The organism is Octadecabacter antarcticus 307 (genome assembly GCF_000155675.2).
Taxonomy (GTDB): domain Bacteria; phylum Pseudomonadota; class Alphaproteobacteria; order Rhodobacterales; family Rhodobacteraceae; genus Octadecabacter; species Octadecabacter antarcticus.
This window is the reverse complement of sequence record NC_020911.1, coordinates 1059950-1078353: the sequence shown is the minus strand read 5'-3', so window position 1 is coordinate 1078353 and position 18404 is coordinate 1059950. Positions and strand designations below refer to the sequence as shown.

General features: G+C 53.3%; 18 protein-coding genes and 1 pseudogene. 9 read left to right on the top strand and 10 right to left on the bottom strand.

Annotated features, from left to right (window positions below):
* Position 1: 1 nt before the first annotated feature.
* From OAN307_RS05525 to OAN307_RS05510, 4 genes are all read right to left on the bottom strand, one after another.
* Positions 2-1711, bottom strand: coding sequence for a dipeptide ABC transporter ATP-binding protein (locus tag OAN307_RS05525; protein ID WP_015498833.1), 1710 nt, complete (start codon positions 1709-1711; stop codon positions 2-4).
* Positions 1708-2583 carry an ABC transporter permease gene (locus OAN307_RS05520; RefSeq protein WP_044043259.1) on the bottom strand — a complete coding sequence of 292 codons (876 nt, stop codon included), beginning with the start codon at positions 2581-2583 and terminating at the stop codon, positions 1708-1710. The genes OAN307_RS05525 and OAN307_RS05520 overlap by 4 nt, the downstream gene beginning before the upstream one ends.
* Positions 2580-3602, bottom strand: a complete 1023-nt coding sequence (locus OAN307_RS05515; RefSeq protein WP_015498831.1) for an ABC transporter permease — start codon at positions 3600-3602, stop codon at positions 2580-2582. The genes OAN307_RS05520 and OAN307_RS05515 overlap by 4 nt, the downstream gene beginning before the upstream one ends.
* Before the next feature lie 103 nt (positions 3603-3705).
* Entirely contained in the window at positions 3706-5229 is a 1524-nt protein-coding gene (locus OAN307_RS05510; protein WP_144055508.1) for a helix-turn-helix transcriptional regulator, read from the bottom strand.
* 180 nt (positions 5230-5409) lie between these two features.
* Between OAN307_RS05510 and OAN307_RS05505 the strand changes: the two genes are divergently transcribed.
* Positions 5410-5727: a hypothetical protein gene (locus OAN307_RS05505; RefSeq protein ID WP_015498829.1), complete on the top strand. Its 318-nt coding sequence runs from the start codon at positions 5410-5412 to the stop codon at positions 5725-5727.
* A 27-nt stretch (positions 5728-5754) separates the two neighbouring features.
* On the opposite strand, the gene OAN307_RS05500 is transcribed toward OAN307_RS05505, so the two are convergent.
* Positions 5755-5916 (bottom strand): hypothetical protein, encoded by a 162-nt coding sequence (locus tag OAN307_RS05500; RefSeq protein ID WP_333783198.1) that lies wholly within the window; start codon positions 5914-5916, stop codon positions 5755-5757.
* A gap of 33 nt (positions 5917-5949) precedes the next feature.
* On the bottom strand, positions 5950-6357 hold the full coding sequence (locus OAN307_RS05495) for a helix-turn-helix transcriptional regulator (protein WP_015498827.1): 408 nt from the start codon (positions 6355-6357) through the stop codon (positions 5950-5952).
* Positions 6358-6849: 492 nt separating this feature from the next.
* Here OAN307_RS05495 and OAN307_RS05490 point away from each other — a divergent pair, with 492 nt between their 5' ends.
* The 3 genes and pseudogenes from OAN307_RS05490 (at position 6850) to OAN307_RS05480 (ending at position 9237) form a co-directional block, all read left to right on the top strand.
* Positions 6850-7368, top strand: a complete 519-nt coding sequence (locus OAN307_RS05490) for a hypothetical protein (protein WP_015498826.1) — start codon at positions 6850-6852, stop codon at positions 7366-7368.
* Positions 7369-7447: 79 nt separating this feature from the next.
* Positions 7448-7849, top strand: a complete 402-nt coding sequence (locus OAN307_RS05485) for a hypothetical protein (RefSeq protein WP_015498825.1) — start codon at positions 7448-7450, stop codon at positions 7847-7849.
* Positions 7850-8265: 416 nt separating this feature from the next.
* Positions 8266-9237 (top strand): annotated as a pseudogene (locus OAN307_RS05480) (IS5 family transposase).
* Between the two features lie 5 nt (positions 9238-9242).
* Here the strand turns inward: OAN307_RS05480 and OAN307_RS05475 are convergent.
* Positions 9243-9629 carry an Arm DNA-binding domain-containing protein gene (locus OAN307_RS05475; protein WP_044043256.1) on the bottom strand — a complete coding sequence of 129 codons (387 nt, stop codon included), beginning with the start codon at positions 9627-9629 and terminating at the stop codon, positions 9243-9245.
* Positions 9630-10116: 487 nt separating this feature from the next.
* Here OAN307_RS05475 and OAN307_RS05470 point away from each other — a divergent pair, with 487 nt between their 5' ends.
* Positions 10117-10935 carry a bifunctional allantoicase/(S)-ureidoglycine aminohydrolase gene (locus OAN307_RS05470; protein WP_044043254.1) on the top strand — a complete coding sequence of 273 codons (819 nt, stop codon included), beginning with the start codon at positions 10117-10119 and terminating at the stop codon, positions 10933-10935.
* A 13-nt stretch (positions 10936-10948) separates the two neighbouring features.
* Here the strand turns inward: OAN307_RS05470 and bhcR are convergent, their stop codons facing one another.
* A complete protein-coding gene (gene bhcR / locus OAN307_RS05465; protein WP_015498823.1) occupies positions 10949-11815 on the bottom strand; it encodes an HTH-type transcriptional regulator BhcR in 867 nt (288 codons plus the stop codon).
* A 163-nt stretch (positions 11816-11978) separates the two neighbouring features.
* Here bhcR and bhcA point away from each other — a divergent pair, with 163 nt between their 5' ends.
* From bhcA to bhcD, 4 genes are all read left to right on the top strand, one after another.
* Positions 11979-13145, top strand: coding sequence for an L-aspartate--glyoxylate aminotransferase BhcA (bhcA, locus tag OAN307_RS05460; protein ID WP_015498822.1), 1167 nt, complete (start codon positions 11979-11981; stop codon positions 13143-13145).
* A 34-nt stretch (positions 13146-13179) separates the two neighbouring features.
* A complete protein-coding gene (bhcB, locus tag OAN307_RS05455) occupies positions 13180-14130 on the top strand; it encodes a beta-hydroxyaspartate dehydratase BhcB (protein WP_015498821.1) in 951 nt (316 codons plus the stop codon).
* A gap of 14 nt (positions 14131-14144) precedes the next feature.
* Positions 14145-15311, top strand: coding sequence for a 3-hydroxy-D-aspartate aldolase BhcC (gene bhcC, locus OAN307_RS05450; protein WP_015498820.1), 1167 nt, complete (start codon positions 14145-14147; stop codon positions 15309-15311).
* 93 nt (positions 15312-15404) lie between these two features.
* Positions 15405-16370, top strand: coding sequence for an iminosuccinate reductase BhcD (gene bhcD, locus OAN307_RS05445; RefSeq protein ID WP_015498819.1), 966 nt, complete (start codon positions 15405-15407; stop codon positions 16368-16370).
* 73 nt (positions 16371-16443) lie between these two features.
* On the opposite strand, the gene OAN307_RS05440 is transcribed toward bhcD, so the two are convergent.
* Both OAN307_RS05440 and OAN307_RS05435 read right to left on the bottom strand, forming a co-directional pair.
* Entirely contained in the window at positions 16444-16869 is a 426-nt protein-coding gene (locus tag OAN307_RS05440; RefSeq protein ID WP_083902917.1) for a GFA family protein, read from the bottom strand.
* Positions 16870-16966: 97 nt separating this feature from the next.
* On the bottom strand, positions 16967-18382 hold the full coding sequence (locus OAN307_RS05435) for a uracil-xanthine permease family protein (RefSeq protein WP_015498817.1): 1416 nt from the start codon (positions 18380-18382) through the stop codon (positions 16967-16969).
* Between the last annotated feature and the right edge of the window lie 22 nt (positions 18383-18404).

The window sequence follows — 18404 nt, the reverse complement described above, 5'->3', positions numbered from 1 at the left end:
GCTATCCTCCAATTGCGGTCGACGGATTGAGCACCGCCGCACGCTCTTCTTTGCTAACTCTGGGTTTAAGCGCATCCGCAGCATCGGTTGTGACTGGAATCGCGGATAAAAGCGCACGTGTATAGGCGTGGTTCGGGCTGCTGAACACCTGTTCTACAGACCCTTCCTCCACGATCTGACCACGCAGCATAACGCCAACGCGATTACAGAAATTTCGCATTAGCGAGAGGTCATGGCTGATGAACAGATAAGTGAGGTCAAATTCGATGCGCAGACGGTGCAGCAGCTCAATCACGGTAGATTGGACCAAGACATCAAGCGCCGAAGTTGGCTCGTCTAACACTAGAATGCTCGGATTGACCGAAAGCGCACGAGCTATGGCGACGCGCTGTTTTTGGCCGCCAGATAATTCGTGCGGATACATATTCGCCATGTCAGCTGGTAGATCGACCATTTCCAGCAACTCGCATACACGGCTTTTGATCCTATTTGCCTTGTGACCGGTGAATTTCAGCGGCACGGCGATCTGATCAGTGATTGTGCGACGCGGGTTCAGCGACGATCCGGGGTTCTGATACACAATCTGGATAAGCTTGCGAAACTCGGATGTTCTGCCGATCCGCGCCACGTCCTGCCCATTAACGAATATACGCCCTGCAGTTGGATCGATCAGACCAAGGGTCATCTTGGCCAGCGTCGTCTTGCCCGATCCACTTTCGCCCGCGAGACCAAAGATATCGCCTGGCTGCACGTTAATCGTGATGTTATCGACTGCTCGATGAGCTGTTTTAGTTTGATTGAAAAATCCTTTGCTCACGAGGAAATCCTTCGAGACGGCCTCAATCGAAATTGCAGCGTCGGAGCCTTTGCGCTCGTTGGTCATCGTCACGACACCAGGCCCGTAAAGCGGCGGGACGGCTGCCATCAGGCGCTTGGTATAATCGTGTTTCGGGGCACTAAAAATCGCATCGCGGGAGCCTGTTTCAACGATACGGCCTTGGTCCATCACATATACGCGGTCCGCCATTTCACGCACTACCCCCAAATTGTGCGTAATCAGCAGCAGCGACAGCCCTTCCTTTGCAACTAGATGGTTCAGCAGGTCCAGAATTTCGTCCTGTGTCGTCACATCCAGCGCCGTTCCCGGCTCGTCCGCAATCAACAAACGCGGCTTATTCAGCAGGGCCATGCCGATAAGCACGCGCTGGCGCATTCCCCCCGACAGCATGATCGGATAGCTATCGAGAATACGCGCCCCTTCTGAGAGTTGCACTTTGCCAAGTGTTTCGACGATATGGTCGCGTCTTTTTACGGCGGTGCGACGCTTACCAAGTCGGGCGTCAGCATAGCGCACGATGTCATCCATTTGACGTCCAATTGTCAGCACCGGGTTGAACGAAAGCATAGGGTCTTGCAGGACAATCGAGATCCCAGTTCCCTTGAGCTTATTACGTTCTATCCTATTCAGGTCTAACAGCGAGCGACCATCATACCGAATTGCTCCGGCCTCAACGACGCCAGGTGGCATCGGGAGCGTGCCAATGATCGTTCGCATGGTTACTGTCTTGCCGGAACCCGACTGCCCGATCAGCGACACACGCTCACCAACTCCGACTGTCAAAGATACATTATGCAACACCCTGCGATACTGACCATAAGCCTGAAAACCAATTGTCAGATTGTCGATTTCAAGGAGGGGGGGCTTAATCATAATTCGACATCCAGCATGTCACGCAACCCGTCGCCGAGCAGGTTGAAGCCAAGTATTGCATACAAGATTGCAAATCCCGGCATCACGGCCTGCCACCACATCTCCGGCATATATTCAGCACCTGTTGCGACCATTGTTCCAAGGTCTGGCGTAGGGGGTTGGATGCCGAGCCCAAGGAACGAAAGCGACGCCCCAAACAGGATCACAAAGCCCGCATCGAGAGAGATTTTCACCGCAATCGCCGAAATACAGTTCGGCAAAAGTTCCCGAAATAGAATGTGAAAATGCGAGGCGCCAGCAATCTTTGCCGCTTCGACGTAGTCCTCGTTCATCTGCGCCTTTACGATACGGTAGATCAGCCGAGTGTGCCACGTCCACCAAAGTAGCGTGATCGCGATCATCGCATTGACAAGGTTCGGTGAGAGCACCGCAGTGATAGCCAGCGCCATAGCAAGTGGAGGCAAGGCCAGCATTATATCGGTAAACCGCATAATGATTGTCTCGACCCAGCCCCCAAAGTAGCCGGCCATCAATCCAAGCACGACGCCGAACGGGACCGCAACACCGAGAACTCCTATGACGAGGCCCAGCGACACTCGGTATCCATAAAGCACTCGACTAAGCACATCCCGCCCAACATTATCAGTGCCCATGAAATGATCCCACGATGGCGCCATGTGACGGTTTCGAAAATCTACAAATGATCCTGCGCTGTCAGGATGCGGTGCAAGCAGAGGTGCAAAAATGGCAGCAATGAATACGCTGAAGACAATTACGGCACCTACTAAAGCGGCCGGATTGCGGCTGAACCGATACATCGCCATTTGTCGCGCTGTTAGGGTGCGTTGGACGTTTGATTCAAGTAGCATCATTTGCTTCTGCCCTCACGTAGCCGGTGGCGCGGGTCCAACACGCCGAGGACAATGTCAATAACCAGATTAGCAACCACAAAGAACAATCCGGATACAAGGACGACCCCGATGACGGCATTGAGGTCCTTTTGCAGTATGGTCCGCACTCCGTAGCTGGCGATGCCAGGCCACGAAAACACAAATTCTACGATAAAGGCGTTGCCAATAAGGGACGCAAACTCCAATCCTAGAATGGTAAGAGGGGCAACGGATGCAACCCGCAACATATAACGAAACCGCACCACTCGCTCAGGAATACCATAGGCGCGGGAGGCTTCGATGAAGTCACGACTTGCGACCTCGATCATCGCAGAACGAGTAATGCGGACAACTTGACCAATACCGCCAGCAGCAAGCGCTATTGATGGCAAAAATAGGTGACGCAAAGCATCACCGACCACATCCCAGCGTCCTTTGAACAAACCATCGACCAGAAGTAGTCCTGTGATATCTGCATCAAACGCAATGGATGGGTCGAGACGGCCAGTGATCGGAAAGAATCCGAAATATTTAGCTGCACTTAGCTGGAGAAGGATCGCCAGAACAAAACCAGGTGTCACAACTCCGATAAGGGAAATGACTCTAATGAAATTATCGCCCCAAGTGTTCCGATACACCGCCGCCAATATACCAAGCGGAATGGATATGATAATCTGTAAGATTACCGTAAAAAGAACCAATTCTAAGGTTGCAGGGAGCGCTGCGAGGATATCGTCCATGACGGGACGCGAAGTTAATAGGGATTTCCCCAAATCGCCCTGCAATAGCCCAGACAGATAAGTGCCGAGTTGAAAGACGAATGGCTGATCAAGACCCATCTCAAACCGCAGTTCTGTTACCTGTTCAGGCGTAGCCATCGGCCCCAAGGCGATCCGCGCAGGATCTCCCGGCACAATCCGTGCGATAATAAATATCAAAATCGCCAAGCCCAGTAAAACTAAGAATAACGAGGCAGCGCGGCGAATTAGATAAAGCAGCATGATCGACAAATCCCCTTAAGGTCAGCCTATGCGCAGACCTAAGAGAAAGCAGATTCAAAAAATGGCTAGTTTTTATCTTATAAGTATAGTTTTTTAAATAAATTTAATTATTGCTATTTAATTCAATAAGTTGTCCTCGTCGGCGTGCTCCAGTCATCTGAAATAATTTCGATAGGTGATACTTCACACCCGCCTCAGTCAGCCCCAATGAACGTGCGATTTCTTTGTTTGTTGCACCTGATCGCAACGCTGTCATGATCCGCAATTGCCGACGATTCATCCCAAGATCTCTCATCGCAGGGGGCACCCAATAGCTTTGTTCAACCAGATGCAAAACCTTGCGGGTCATCCGTGAAAGTTGCATATGGCCGCGCCAGAACCGACTTGACGTCAAACGCTTTTCGAGGCCAGACAAAGCACCTCTGTGTTCAAGAAATGGCGCGGCATTGCCTTCACGAACCGCGATGTAGAAAGCCCGCTGAACCAAACGTTGCCGCAAATGTCCTGGCTGACGCTCAGCCTCTTGCAAAATCTTATTAATTTCAGCCCTCGGCCCCGCAACTTTCGTAACAGAAAGGTCGCTCACCCCAAGCGCAGACACGATCGCACTTAGCAAAACTGATCCGGTTGGGCCTTTAAGGTTTTGGTGATCCAACTGGGCAAGCTCCTGTTCAGAACCACCCAAACTATGGTCCAGCCGGTCGACTTCAAACTCGAGCAAACCCAGCACAGTAGAGTGGCGACCGTGTCGCTGCGTATATCCAATTTGATAGGCCGCGAGCTCAGATAAAGCGGCGTCACGCCCTTCAGTAAAGTAGATCGACAGAACCGAAATACGCCCTAACTGATTGAAAATTTCTGGCCAACTATCTCCTGAAACTAAAGACTCCCGCAGAGCCTCAGAGCGCGCAGGAATATGCGCATGGCTACCAGTTTCATAGTCTAAGAGCAGGTCAATAATCTCGCTAAGATCGGCCTCGTTTCCATAGACCATGTCCCATTTATTCAGGCATGTCTTTGCAGCCGTCAAATGTTTTCGCCCCTCTCGGAGGTAACCTTCCATGACCGAGAGATCAGCAAGATGCAGATGGATAAAATGTTCCAAGTGTGAATGGTCCGCTGCACGGTAAGAAGCAATAGCACGCAATCCGAACGAACGCGCCTCTTTTAGGCGGCCAGCACGCACAAGGATGACCAGCATTGAATTACAGTATAATCCAGAGGTCAGCGGATCAGAAATTGGAAGTTGCCTTTCAAAGATTGTCCAACGATCAAGATCCTTGGCACCAATCGGATCACCAAGATGAATGCTCACTAACAATTCCACAGTGGTAAAGCGCACTGTCTTCTCAAAAGCCAGCTTATGATCATTCACATGAGCATGCGCCCGTGCCGCTTGCCCAAATTTGCAAAGATATAAAACCAGCCCGCAAAAAGCAGCCTCTTGATCACGCCAATGGTCATCAGGCATGGCCGACAGGATTTCACCTAAAGCATCAAACCCGTGCTGAAACGCAAACTTGTCACCGCCCATAGCCTCAAAATAGCGATCGCCCTTAGCCAAATCGCCGGAGGCGTAGGCCGCGACAATGTGAGAAACAATGTTAGTATTAATTGGCGAATTCACCTTTGGTAACCTCCCGGCTTTACTGTCAGCACCGACGTTTCCCCATATTTCCTCCACTTAGCGTGCAAATCATTCGATCCCTCAATGCGGCAATTTCGCTGTGAGCCGTAGCGTGCGAAAAATCGATATAAACTGTCTTCTAGTGTTCGATAAAGGAACCCGACGACAGTAACCATCGCTGTGACAGCCACCCTATTGATCTTTGCTGCGGACAAGCTTGGACTAGCGCCTCACTGGATGAGCGTAGCTTTAGCGCGAAAGCTGAAAGCAGACGGCTTCTTGACGGTTGGTGACAGGAAGAACCTGCGGCATAAGCTGCCTCGTGCATTCCTCACCGGTGGTTCGAGAGCATACGCACTTAAACTGTCCGAATTGCAAAAGTGGTCGGAGACGTTGGAACAGTCGGAGCAACAAGAAAAACATCAAGATATCAGCCATCGTTCCGACCGGTCCGACCGTTCCGACGTCGTCATTGCCTGTGCTGCTTGCAGCATTTGACACTTTGGGTTCAAGCCAACGATACGGCTACCCTCCTGCGCAATCACGACTGCAGATCTTTAGTTCCCGCCCTGTCAGTGTCAGTCGCAATGCCTGAATGGCTGCCAATGTCGGAGTTGGCACCTGATCATAGCTGAGCAAGCGCAGAAACTCGATCCAGGCGACCTCGTTGTCACTTAATTTGTGCATGGTGGGTTTTGTATTTCTTTGCATTGTCAGATCCTATTTCCCAAATATCGATAGAATGGTTGAGCGCGCACGCGTTGTAACCGCTGGGTCGCTGTTGTCGGACGCCTCTCGCAACAATGTAAGCCAACCGACCTCATGTTGTGAAACCACGGTGCCAAGCACCTCGTCATAAACACGAAGCATCGTCTCGTTTCCGTGCTGGGCCAGCGCCAGCCGGAGCATATATTTTGAATCAACTTCTAACGCGGCGGCAAGCGTTGCTACACGGTCAATTGGAAGCTTGCTGTGGCCTTGCTTAAGCATTGTTAGCATATTTGGATTTGTGAAACCCGCGGCGGTCGCGATCTCTCTTTGCGTCTTTTTATAGCGCAGCTCGAGAATGCGCCGGTCGATATAGACCGCGAGGCCGGAAGCTGCGTGTGGGCCGAGTTTGTTTGCCATGATCTTGTTACTCCTTATGCTGACGTTGTGTTTACAAGAGTATTTATAGCGACATTATGATGGGTTTCGCTTGGGTGTCGGTGGGTTGTCACCCCAACCGCAGCCGTGTGTTACGTATGATTTCAGCCGGCAAACGCAGTGCCGTCTAATTGGTGAACCCTGAGGTTCTTGAGCGACAGTTCTCTAGCCTGACAAGGCGCAACAGGCGCTATTGTCGGCAGTGGCCAACCGTTAGGGGGGCAAGGCTGCGGACAAACTTGGGACGGTCTGTATCGGCCCGTCAGAGATGAAGTCTTTCGGCAGACCGAGTGAGGAACACGTCTCCAATCTGTGCCCAGGGCTAGGCACATACTTTGCGTCGTCCTTGAGTTGCGGTGGATGGCACCCCTGATTCAGATATCAAATTCTTGCCCATATCAAAATTCAGTTTGACATCATCTAATATTTGTGACTTTATGTATGTCACAGTCACAGTCACAAGGGGGTTAGGAAATGGTAAAAACTGCAGTAGAGCGCAAACGGCTACAACGGGAACGCGACCGAGAACAGCGTGAGAAAATGCGCCATATTCTGCGAGACAGCACGTATCCTTATCTCAAAAGAACTTTCAGTGACCTTGCAAATGAAGAGGGTGGCTTTTCTGATATTGAGATCCCACTTCTGGTGGCCGGCATTCAACCTCCCACTTTCTTTGACGAGCGTGGTCCGGAAGAATGTGCGTTGGATGGCGTCACTGACGGGGTCGACAATCCTTATCTTGGCGCCGAAGGCGCAATTGGACGAGCAGAGGTAATCGTCGACTGCTTGCTTGATGCCGCATTGGAACTCTCTGGCATAGTCAACAGCTACAAGCGTCAGGAATTAGAAGCCCGCCTAAGGGAACTTGAAAGTTCTGATACAACAGATCGCGCAACAGCAATGAAAGACGCAGTAAAGCTCAACAAGATATTGGATCAACTAAACAAAAAGGTCCGAAGGTCTTTCCCAGAGTGGAAAGTAACGGGCAGTTAAGCCCAAAATCGTGAGGCGGCCAAGTTTGGACGCGAGACCGCCTCACAAATTGTAACGTCAAACTCAATGGAGTGACATCATGACCACTAGTAACCCAAAAAAACTGGTTAAGGCAACATTTCGCGATTACCTATCCCAACCTGCGTTCGAGGATGAACTGGACTGCTTTGCCATGGGCGGCGAAAACTATGGCCTTTTCAGTTTTGACGATCGCGAAAGCTTTCTCGATTTCGTTGCACCTGATAATGATTGGGAAGGTGACAAGTTCAATGTTGAGCTTTTAGCTAACTTCTTTAAGTTTTACGGTGATTATTTTAGTGAATTGTGCGACCTTTCGCCAGATCATGTAGTCACACTGAACCAAGCTGAGCGTCACGCAAAGACAACAAGAAGTATGGAATTATTGAGGCGGCGGCTTGAGGCTAAGCTACGCAAAATCAAATGTAATAAATCCAACTTCGATCGGGCTGCAATTAAGTAAATCGTGCTCCAACGTCATAGGCGCCCACCGGTGCATTACTGGTGGGCGACCTCGCGGCATTCGTCTGCTGTGCCTCCGCAAGGGCAAACACGGCTCTCAATTCCAATCATCTCCAGATCTTAGCCTTTGGTGATCTGGAGAAGTGTAGGCGCAAGGCACATGTTCACCCCCACACACACGTTAACCCATTGTATTCAATAACAGGTTAACCCCATAAGAAGAACAGGGACGTCTCAATTGCAGTATACACAAAAGCTGAAATCGTCCGCCGCGCGCTTACGAGGAAACCTTGTCGCATATGTCCGAGTGTCAACGACGAGGCAAATGAATGAAGGTGATAGCCTGGACAGGCTTTGTTGCACAAATAGTCTCGTATCAGGGATTCATGTTGTAAATCCAGCATGGTAGCTGGCGTCATGAGTAAACCTATCGCCCCGATTTACCGCACGAGGAACTGGCCTGAGTATAACAAGGCCCTGAAGCGACGCGGGTCACTGACCATTTGGTTTAACCCAGAGGTCACTTGGAAAGCTGCGCCTACCGTTGCCCGGCAGTGGTTTGTTTGCAAACCATGAGAGGGGGGCAAACGGGGCCGCCAGCCACGCTATAGCGATGCGGCGATCCAAGCCTGTCTCACGTTGAAAGTGCTGTTCGGAATGCCTTTGAGGCAGGCGACGGGCTTTGTGGAAAGCCTGTTGAAATTGATCGACCTTGACTGGGAGGTCCCAGACTTCAGCACGTTATGTCGGCGTCAGAAAAGGCTATCGGTTACCATCCCGTATCAGGGCTCAAAGGGCCCGCTAAACCTCCTTATCGACAGTACCGGCATCAAAGTTGAGGGCGAAGGTGAGTGGAACGCTCGCAAGCATGGCGGGCCGAAACGTCGGGTGTGGCGCAAGATACATATAGGGATTGATGAAGAAACGTTGGAGATACGCGCGGTCGAAGTGACGAGTAGCAGCATTGGAGACCCACCCATGTTGCCCAACCTTCTCGGTCAGATCACACCAGATCAGAAGATTGGCAGTGTCACAGCAGATGGGGCATATGACACCCGCAAATGCCATGATGCGATTGCGGCCCGCAATGCCCGTGCTGTCATCCCGCCACGCAAGAATGCCAAGCTATGGAAGCCGGATACGCTGGGGGCCAGAGCCCGAAACGAAGCGGTACAGTCCTCAAAGGATCTCGGCCGCGCTCAATGGCGTCGCTTGAGCGGATACCACCGCAGGAGTCGTGTTGAGACAAAGATGCATTGTTTGAAACTACTCGGGCAGCGCCTGGCCGCACGAGACTTTGACCGGCAAGTTGCGGAAGTCCAAATCCGTGCCGCGATACTCAACGGCTTCACCGCCCTTGGCATCCCAAACACCGTTACTGTAGGCTGAATCCGTCAGGGGTCAGGGGAAGCACGCCATAAGGGCGATTTGTGCAACAAAGCCCAGAAAAGCTCAACAGCTTCCTTGAAGGTAAGTGCGTCCTGCTCACGCTTAAGCGCTATGCGGGCCTCAGCCTTTTGTTCAACAGGATCGATACCTTCGCTGATTTGCTGCCGAAGGATACGTGCCTTTGCTCGAGCGTCCGCAAGCGTGACATCGGGAAACCCACCAAGACCCATCTCTCGTCGCTTGTTCCCAATCTTAACGCGAAGGATCCATGATCTTGCTCTTGTTTGTGCAACGGTTAAATAAAGCCCAGTCACACCTCCGACCGCATGCAGTCCAGGCTGCACCATCTGCCGGACCTCAATGGCAGAAAGTTCTTTCGCTTGCTTAGGCATATCCCACCATCCCTACCACCATAAAATATGCACTTCGCTACCAGCTACTACAACGGGCTGCAACTTCTATTAGGCGTAAGATATTGATATTATGCATACATTATTCACATCAACAACAGACTGCATCATAGATATGGCAGCCCTAGGGACTGCCATTGGTACTTCTTAAATCCTTCATTTCAGTATGTTACGGGACATTTTGGGCTAGTTGGTCGATCCTTGTGTGCTTTTCGTTCTCGCAAGGCCGCTATCAGCCAGCCTGTAGCGTCGGGCATTCTTTGTATATGTCGCGACCTCTTTCGTCGTTGCGTGGCCAGGCGACGCTCACGGTCATCCCCGAGGCAGGCCATTTGCCCACCCTAGATCAGCCCAATACAACATGCGTTGCACTGGAACCCTGGCTTTTTTTTGATTATCAATCTTTTCAAGCGAGTGTTGTGGCGTGTTGGGGACTAGGCCGTTGCCTGTGGCGGCTTATCTAAGGTCTATGAAAAAGCCCACATATTACGCCCCGCACGGTGGCCACCCACCGCAAACGCAGCTCCTCACGGACCGCGCCATTTTCACTGAGGCCTACGCCGTCATCCCCAAAGGGACAATGCGCGATATCGTGACAAGCAACCTACCGTTTTGGGATAAAACCCGCGCATGGGTCCTCGCGCGGCCACTGTCGGGCTTTGCCGAAACGTTCAGCCAATACATCGTTGAAGTCAGCGCTGGTGGGGGGTCGCAAAAACCCGACACCGACGCTGAGGCGCAGACGGTGATCTTCGTCGTTGAAGGCGGCGCAACGCTGACCATCGACGGCAAAACGCACAGGTTAACAACAGGCAGCTACGCCTACATCCCTGTCGATACGCATTGGACGTTTCTAAACGACACAGACGCGGCCTGCCGTTTCCACTGGATTCGCAAGGCTTATGAATGGGTTGACGGCATCGAAGCGCCACCCGTTCTGGTCACCAATGACGCCGACGTTGAACCCGACTACATGCCCGGCACCGAACGTGCATGGGGCACTTCACGTTTCGTGGATTCAGACGATATGCGCCACGACATGGCCGTGACAATCGTGACGTTCCAACCGGGCGGTCTAATCCCGTTCTTAGAAACCCACGTCATGGAACACGGGCTCTATGTGCTTGAAGGCAAAGCGGTCTATAACCTCAATAACGATTGGGTCGAAGTTGAAGCAGGCGATTTCATGTGGCTGCGCGCGTTCTGCCCGCAGGCCTGTTACACGGGTGGTCCGGGTCAGTTCCGCTACCTGCTGTATAAAGACGTAAACCGTCACCCCGGTCTTTGATTTAGGCCCGAAATCATGCCTCGAAACGCGTTGGGTGGTGTGGTGACACGCCGCCCAGTTCGCGTGTCAGCGCATCGGCCCCTGCCCGCACCAGCGCCCCGATCTCGGCAATCTTTTCATCGGTGATCCGCGCCACGGGGCCTGATATTGACAGCCCCGCGACCGCGTCACCGTAAACGTCAAAAACTGGTGCCGCGATACAGCGCATGCCGATGTTTTTCTCTTCGCCGTCGAACGAATAGCCGCGTCGTTGCGTTTCACGCAAATCGCCCATCAGCGCGTCGCGCGTGACCAATGTGAACGCTGTAAACTGTTCAGGCGTGCGCGCGGCAAGCATGGCATCCACCCGTTTTTGCGGCCATTGCGCCAACAATGCCTTGCCGATGCCTGACGCATGCATGGGCGATAACGTCCCCGGTGGAAAGAATGCGCGAATGGCGTGGTGGGTTTCCGACTGGCTGAGAAACAACACGTCCGCGTCCTTGGCTACCCCAAGGTTCGCGGTCTCTTCCGTGGCTTCCATCAAACGACGCAAGTGTGGCCGTGCGCGTTCCACCATCGACGTGCGGCGCAGAAACTTTGCGCCGGTCAAAAACGCCCCTGCCCCGACAGACCAAACCTGTCGCGATTCGTCGAAATCTGTGAACGCATGGGTGCGGTAGGTCGTCAGAACACGGTAGATCGTAGCGGGGGACTGGCCCAGATCGCTTGCAAGCTCACTTAACGTCGCTTCTTCGAGATCGCCCAACCGCGACAGAACCTCGAGCGCGCGATCCAACGATTTAATGGTGTTCTGTTCGGTCTTATCGACCCACGCCTTGGGTCGTCCCCGCGCACGGGATTGGGCATGGAAAGGTGCAGTATCAGGGTCATCAGGCATGGCTTTTTCACTTTATGAAATTAAATTTCAATATATGAAAAAATATAAGCAACTGACAAGGCTTCATTTTTGCAATCGAACACCATTCTGAAAAACCATTCCGAAAAAATTGCCCCCTCATACGACCTGACATAGACATAGCCAATCCTAGAAAGGACACGCCATGAGCTTTCAGAACCCCGTCTTCATCCCTGGCCCGACAAACATGCCAGAGGCGATCCGCCAAGCCTGTTATATGCCAACAATCGATCACCGCTCCCCGATGTTTGGTAAGATCTTGCACCCTGTGCTGGATGGCGTGCGTCGGGTGTTGAAATCCAAAACCGCGAAGATCTTTATCTTCCCATCCACAGGCACGGGCGGCTGGGAAACGGCCCTGTCCAACTGCCTGAATGCGGGCGACAAGGTTTTGGCCGCGCGCAATGGCATGTTTTCGCACCGCTGGATTGATATGTGCCTACGGCACGGATTGGACGTGCAGGTTGTTGAAACCCCTTGGGGCCACGGGTTGCCCGCGGCTGAATACGAAGACATCCTGAAGGCCGACAAGAACCACGACATCAAGGTCGTGCTGGCCACACACAACGAAACTGCGACCGGCGTGAAGTCAGACATTGCGGCAGTCCGCAAAGCCTTAGAAGCCGCAAACCACCCTGCGATGTTGTTTGTGGATGGCGTGTCGTCCATCGGGTCGATGGATTTCCGCATGGATGAATGGGGCGTCGACGTTGCCGTCACTGGGTCACAAAAGGGCTTTATGTTGCCTGCGGGTCTGGCCATCGTCGGCTTTTCCGACCGCGCCATGCAAGCCACCAAAACTTCCACCTTGCCGCGCACCTTCTTTGACGTGCACGACATGCAAAAGGGCTACGACAACAACGCATTCCCCTACACGCCACCCGTTGGTTTGATGAACGGTCTGAAACTGGCGCTTGAGATGATCGAAGAAGAGGGTCTTGAGAATGTGTTCACACGCCACCGCCGCATCGCGACAGGCGTTCGGCTCGCAGTTAAGGCTTGGGGGCTTGAGTTGTGCGCGGTGTCGCCCGACGTTTATTCCGACACCGTTTCTGCCATCAAAACGCCGGACGGGTTCAACGCCACAGACATCGTCACGCGCGCCGCCGACAAGTATGGTATGGCGTTTGGTGTCGGTCTTGGCGAAGTTGCTGGCAACGTATTTCGCATCGGACATCTAGGCATGCTGACAGACGCGATGATGTTGTCGGGTCTGGGCGTGGCTGAAATGGTCATGGTTGACCTTGGCTTGGACGTCAAACTGGGGTCTGGTGTCGCTGCTGCACAGCAATTCTACCGCCACGGCATCTAAGCTTGAACCTAACGATCACACGAGGATACCAAAGATGTATATCCCCACCTACCAAGACATGCTCGACGCGCACGTTCGCATCCAACCACACATCAAGCGCACGCCCGTGCTGACCTCTGATTTTCTGAATGAGCTGACAGGCGCACAGTTGTTTTTTAAGTGCGAAAACTTTCAGACACCTGGTGCGTTCAAAGTCCGCGGCGCGTCCAACGCAGTGTTCGGGCTGGATGATGAACAGGCCAAGGTGGGTGTGGCCACACATTCATCCGGCAATCACGCGTCGTGTTTGTCCTACGCTGCGATGCGCCGTGGAATTCCGTGCAATGTTGTGATGCCGCGCACGGCCCCACAGGCCAAGAAAGACACTGTCGCACGCTACGGTGGCAAGATCACCGAATGTGAGCCGTCAACGACATCGCGCGAAGAAACATTTGCGCGCATTCAGGCCGAAACCGGTGGCAATTTCGTCCACCCTTACAACGACCCGCGCGTTATAGCAGGCCAGGGCACTTGCGCGCGCGAATTCATGGAACAGACAGACGGCCTGGAGATGATGGTTGCCCCCATCGGTGGTGGTGGCATGATTTCCGGCACCTGCCTGACGTTATCGACCCAAGCCCCCGAAGTGCAAATCATCGCATCCGAACCTGAACAGGCAGACGACGCCTACCGCAGCTTCAAGGCAGGTTACATCATCGCAGATGACGCCCCCCAGACGATTGCAGACGGCTTGCTTGTTCCCCTCAAGGAACTGACGTGGCATTTTGTATCCAACCACGTCACAGACATCCTCACCGTATCCGAAGACGAAATTATTGATGCGATGAAACTGACATGGAAACATCTGCGGATCGTCATGGAGCCCAGCTGTGCCCCACCATTGGCAACCATATTGAAAAAAAAGGACCGGTTCGCGGGTAAGCGGGTCGGTATCATCATCACAGGCGGGAATGTCGACCTCGACAAACTGCCGTGGATCAAATGAAGGAAATGTTAAAGATGAACACGCACCCAAATTTTGAAGACTATGAAGTCGGCTACGACATTCCAGCTAAACCAGGCATGGATGAAGCAGATATCCAAACGCCTTGCCTTGTCCTTGATCTTGATGCGCTTGAGCGCAACATCAAGAAGATGGGCGATTACGCCAAAGCCCATGGGATGCGCCACCGCGTCCACGGCAAGATGCACAAATCTGTCGATGTGGCTATGCTGCAAGAAAAGCTTGGTGGCGCTGTTGGTGTTTGCTGCCAGAAGGTATCTGAAGCCGAAGTATTCGCCCGCGGCGGCATCAAGGACGTGATGGTGTCCAACCAGGTCACAGCACCCGCAAAAATTGACCGTTTGGCGCGTATGCCAAAACTGGGCGCGCGCGTTTTGTGCTGTGTGGATGACCCTGAAAATGTGGCCAACCTGTCAGCGGCTGCGGTCAAGCACGGCACCCAGATCGAATGTATCGTTGAAATCGACTGTGGCGCTGGCCGCTGCGGCGTATCATCGACCCAAGACGTTGTGAACATCGCCAAGATGATCGACGCGGCTGAGGGTCTGAAGTTTGCCGGCATCCAGGCCTACCAAGGTGCGATGCAACACATGGACAGCTACAGCGATCGTGAAGCCAAAACGGCCGTTGCGATTGGTCAGGTCGAAAACGCAATCACTGGCTTAAAATCTGTCGGTCTTGAGTGCGACATCGTCGGCGGCGGCGGCACTGGTTCGTACTACTTCGAGAGCAACTCGAACGTGTTCAACGAACTGCAGTGTGGATCTTATGCGTTCATGGACGCGGACTACGGTCGTATCCTCGACAAAGACGGCAAGCGCATTGATGACGGCGAATGGGAAAACGCGTTGTTCATCCTGACCACCGTCATGTCCCACGCTAAGGCTGACAAAGCCATCGTGGATGCGGGTCTTAAGGCGCAATCGGTCGACAGTGGTTTGCCAACAGTTTACGGACGCACAGACAGGGTTGAATACGTCAAATGCTCTGATGAACACGGCGTTGTCGCTGACCCGGATGGCGTGTTGAAAGTGAACGACACCCTGAAACTCGTCCCCGGTCACTGTGACCCAACCTGCAACGTGCACGACTGGTATGTCGGTGTGCGCGGCGGCAAAGTTGAAACCGTTTGGCCTGTGTCCGCACGCGGTAAAGCCTACTAATTTTATTCCTCCGGCGGGAGTTGTACCTGCCAAGATGAACAAGGGGGAGAGCGCGAGTTCGCCCCCTATTCTTATTCCAAGGAAAACCGCCCTATGTATATCGTCCCTGAATCCGCTATCGCAGACATCCTGACCCGCCCCGACGCCTTTGACGCCGTCGAAAAGGTCTTCGCCGCCATGTCTGCAGGCGACGCCTACAACTTTCCCGTCATCCGTGAGGCCATCGGACATGAGGAAGCCCTTTATGGCTTCAAGGGCGGCTTTGATGGCGTTGGCAAGTCACTGGGTCTAAAGGCTGGCGGGTATTGGCCGCACAACCTCGAAAAGCGCGGCATCATTAACCACCAATCAACGGTGTTCCTGTTTGATCCTGACACCGGAAAAGTCGCCGCAATGGTTGGCGGCAATCTGTTGACCGCGCTGCGCACAGCCGCTGCATCATCCGTTTCGATCAAGCATCTGGCGCGCAAAGACGCAAAAGTCATGGGCATGATTGGCGCTGGCCATCAGGCGAAATTCCAACTACGTCACGCGCTCGAAACCCACAACTTCGAAAAGGTCATCGGCTGGAACTACCACCCCGAAATGCTGCCGAGCCTTGCCGAAGTGGCCGCTGAGTTTGATCTGCCGTTCGAAGCCGCGTCACTTAAGGGCATGGTTGAGGCAGACGTTGTGATTTCCATGACGTCCTCGTTCAATCCGATCTTTGGCGCAGCCCACATCAGTGACGGAACCCACATCGCCTGCATGGGAACCGACACCGTCGGCAAGCAGGAATGTGACACCGACCTGATCGTCAAGGCCACCATTTTCACCGACGAAGTCGCGCAATCCGTGACCTTGGGCGAAACCCAGCACGCGGTCGCTGCTGGCCTGAAGTCACGCGATGACATTTTTGAATTGGGCGCAGTCATCAACGGCACCCACGCGGGTCGCAAGTCGGAAAATGAAATCACACTGTTTGATGGCACCGGCGTTGGGCTACAAGACCTCGCCGTGTCCGCCAGCATTGTTGAGATCGCCAAAGCCAAAGGCATCGGCATGGAAGTCGATTTTTAATCAAAACAGCCACGCGACAGATTAGAATGCCACGGTGGGGAACCTGCGTGGCATTTTGATTTTTTGATACGGGTTAACTGTCCGGCGTCCAATCTGGCTGGGTCCCAAAGCGGACGACGTCTGGGCCAAGATCGTCCCAACGCACATGATCTCGCGCAAAGATCACGGCCTCTACGGCCAGACCATCCGTGTCGTTCATGGTGCCGAGGGTCAGCGTCATGTGATCGGGGGTTTGCGTGTTGGTGCCAAAGACGGGGCTGCCGCATGTGCCGCAAAAGGCCTTTCTGACCTGAGACCCCTTGGCAGAGGTATATTGGAATGTGCGTACATCCCCGCTGATCGCAACAAGGTCCGCTTTAAACATCGCGCCCACAGTATGGCCTGTTCCGCTAAGGCGGCGGCATTCTTCGCAATGACATTGCGCCACGATACTGGGTGGGCCATCGGCGATGTAGGAAACTTGACCGCAAAGGCATTGTCCGGTGTGTTTTGATCCCATACCCCTGACCCTACAGGGCGGGGCCAAGCGCACAACCACAAAGAAAAAGAGCCCCCGCATCACTGCGAGGACCCTTAAGACTTAGTCGCCAGTGGCGTTACGCCTTGCGCGAGTTTTCCTTGATGCCTTTCATAGCACCCGACACTTCGTCGTCCGCTTCATCGCCAAAGTGCTCTGGCAAAATCAGGTTCAGCACAATCGCAATGAACGCGGCTGGCAAAAGGCCCGATGTCAGCAAGATACGCGCTGTGTCGCCCAAAAAGACCATCGCATCTGGGACCTGCTGTAGGCCAAGACCAACAGACAGTGCCGTCGCGAAGATCACCATGTTACGGCTGTTCCACTTAACATCCGAAAGCATCGATGCACCCGCAGCTGCTACCATGCCAAACATGACAATCACGCCACCACCCAGAACTTGGATCGGGATCGTGTTGATGACCGCGCCTACCTTTGGAACCAGACCACACGCGATCAGGAAGATCGCACCGATTGTCACAACGTGGCGTGACATAACGCCCGTCATTGCAATCAGGCCAACGTTTTGGCTGAACGATGTGTTTGGCAATGACCCAAACACGCCCGCAATCGCCGAACCCAGACCGTCAGCGTATGTAGCACCGGTCACTTCTTCGTCCGTTGCTTCGCGACCTGCGCCACCTTTGGTGATACCAGACACGTCGCCAACCGTTTCAATCGCAGAGATAAACGCCATCAAGCACATGCCGATGATGATCGCCCAGTTGATTGCAAAACCAAACTTGAACGGCTCTGGCAGAGCAAATGCAGCCGCATCTCCAATACCCGAGAGGTTCACGTCGCCCATCAGGTAGGCCACGATGTAACCCGCAATCAGACCCAGCAACACAGCCGACACAGAAAGCATACCGCGCGTGAAAAACTTAAGGCCTAAAGTGACGAACAAAACCACACCCGCTTGGAACCAGTTGGACAAGCCGCCCCATGTTTCCTGGCCACGGTTAAAATCACCTGCACCACCAGCCGCGTATTCAATACCGACCTTGATCAGCGCAAGACCGATCATCAGAACGATCAGGCCAGTGATCAAAGGTGGCAACGCAAAGCGAATGCGACCGACAAACAGACCAAGGAATGCGTGGAACAAGCCACCAATGACAACACCTGTCATCAAACCAGCAAGACCAGCCGTCCCTGCACCGATCATCGCGGGGATCATAACGGGCAAGAATGCAAAGGATGTGCCCTGAACGATTGGCAGTTTGGCACCAACTGGGCCTATGCCGATGGTCTGGATCAGCGTCGCAACGCCAGCAAACATCATTGCCATTTGGATCAGGTAAATGCGTGCTTCTGGATCAGCACCCGGGCCAAACGCAATGCCCGCAGCGCTCGCAATGATGATCGCAGGGGTTACGTTTGAAACGAACATCGCCAGCACGTGCTGGATGCCCAGTGGAATCGCTTTCGCAAGCGGGGGGGTGTAATTGGGATCGCGGAGCTGTTCCGGTGTCCCGATTGAAGAATCTGTCATTGTCATTGTTCCCTTAGCTAGT

Excerpts from the sequence above, each read along its gene's own strand:
- OAN307_RS05500 (WP_333783198.1), bottom strand. The coding sequence starts at position 5,916 with ATGCACAAATTAAGTGACAACGAGGTCGCCTGGATCGAGTTTCTGCGC.
- OAN307_RS05440 (WP_083902917.1), bottom strand. The coding sequence starts at position 16,869 with ATGGGATCAAAACACACCGGACAATGCCTTTGCGGTCAAGTTTCCTAC.
- bhcC (WP_015498820.1), top strand. The coding sequence starts at position 14,145 with ATGAACACGCACCCAAATTTTGAAGACTATGAAGTCGGCTACGACATT.
- OAN307_RS05470 (WP_044043254.1), top strand. The coding sequence starts at position 10,117 with ATGAAAAAGCCCACATATTACGCCCCGCACGGTGGCCACCCACCGCAA.
- OAN307_RS05495 (WP_015498827.1), bottom strand. The coding sequence starts at position 6,357 with ATGGCAAACAAACTCGGCCCACACGCAGCTTCCGGCCTCGCGGTCTAT.
- bhcD (WP_015498819.1), top strand. The coding sequence starts at position 15,405 with ATGTATATCGTCCCTGAATCCGCTATCGCAGACATCCTGACCCGCCCC.
- OAN307_RS05475 (WP_044043256.1), bottom strand. The coding sequence starts at position 9,629 with ATGCCTAAGCAAGCGAAAGAACTTTCTGCCATTGAGGTCCGGCAGATG.
- bhcA (WP_015498822.1), top strand. The coding sequence starts at position 11,979 with ATGAGCTTTCAGAACCCCGTCTTCATCCCTGGCCCGACAAACATGCCA.
- OAN307_RS05515 (WP_015498831.1), bottom strand. The coding sequence starts at position 3,602 with ATGCTGCTTTATCTAATTCGCCGCGCTGCCTCGTTATTCTTAGTTTTA.
- bhcB (WP_015498821.1), top strand. The coding sequence starts at position 13,180 with ATGTATATCCCCACCTACCAAGACATGCTCGACGCGCACGTTCGCATC.
- OAN307_RS05525 (WP_015498833.1), bottom strand. The coding sequence starts at position 1,711 with ATGATTAAGCCCCCCCTCCTTGAAATCGACAATCTGACAATTGGTTTT.
- OAN307_RS05485 (WP_015498825.1), top strand. The coding sequence starts at position 7,448 with ATGACCACTAGTAACCCAAAAAAACTGGTTAAGGCAACATTTCGCGAT.
- bhcR (WP_015498823.1), bottom strand. The coding sequence starts at position 11,815 with ATGCCTGATGACCCTGATACTGCACCTTTCCATGCCCAATCCCGTGCG.
- OAN307_RS05490 (WP_015498826.1), top strand. The coding sequence starts at position 6,850 with ATGGTAAAAACTGCAGTAGAGCGCAAACGGCTACAACGGGAACGCGAC.
- OAN307_RS05520 (WP_044043259.1), bottom strand. The coding sequence starts at position 2,583 with ATGATGCTACTTGAATCAAACGTCCAACGCACCCTAACAGCGCGACAA.
- OAN307_RS05435 (WP_015498817.1), bottom strand. The coding sequence starts at position 18,382 with ATGACAGATTCTTCAATCGGGACACCGGAACAGCTCCGCGATCCCAAT.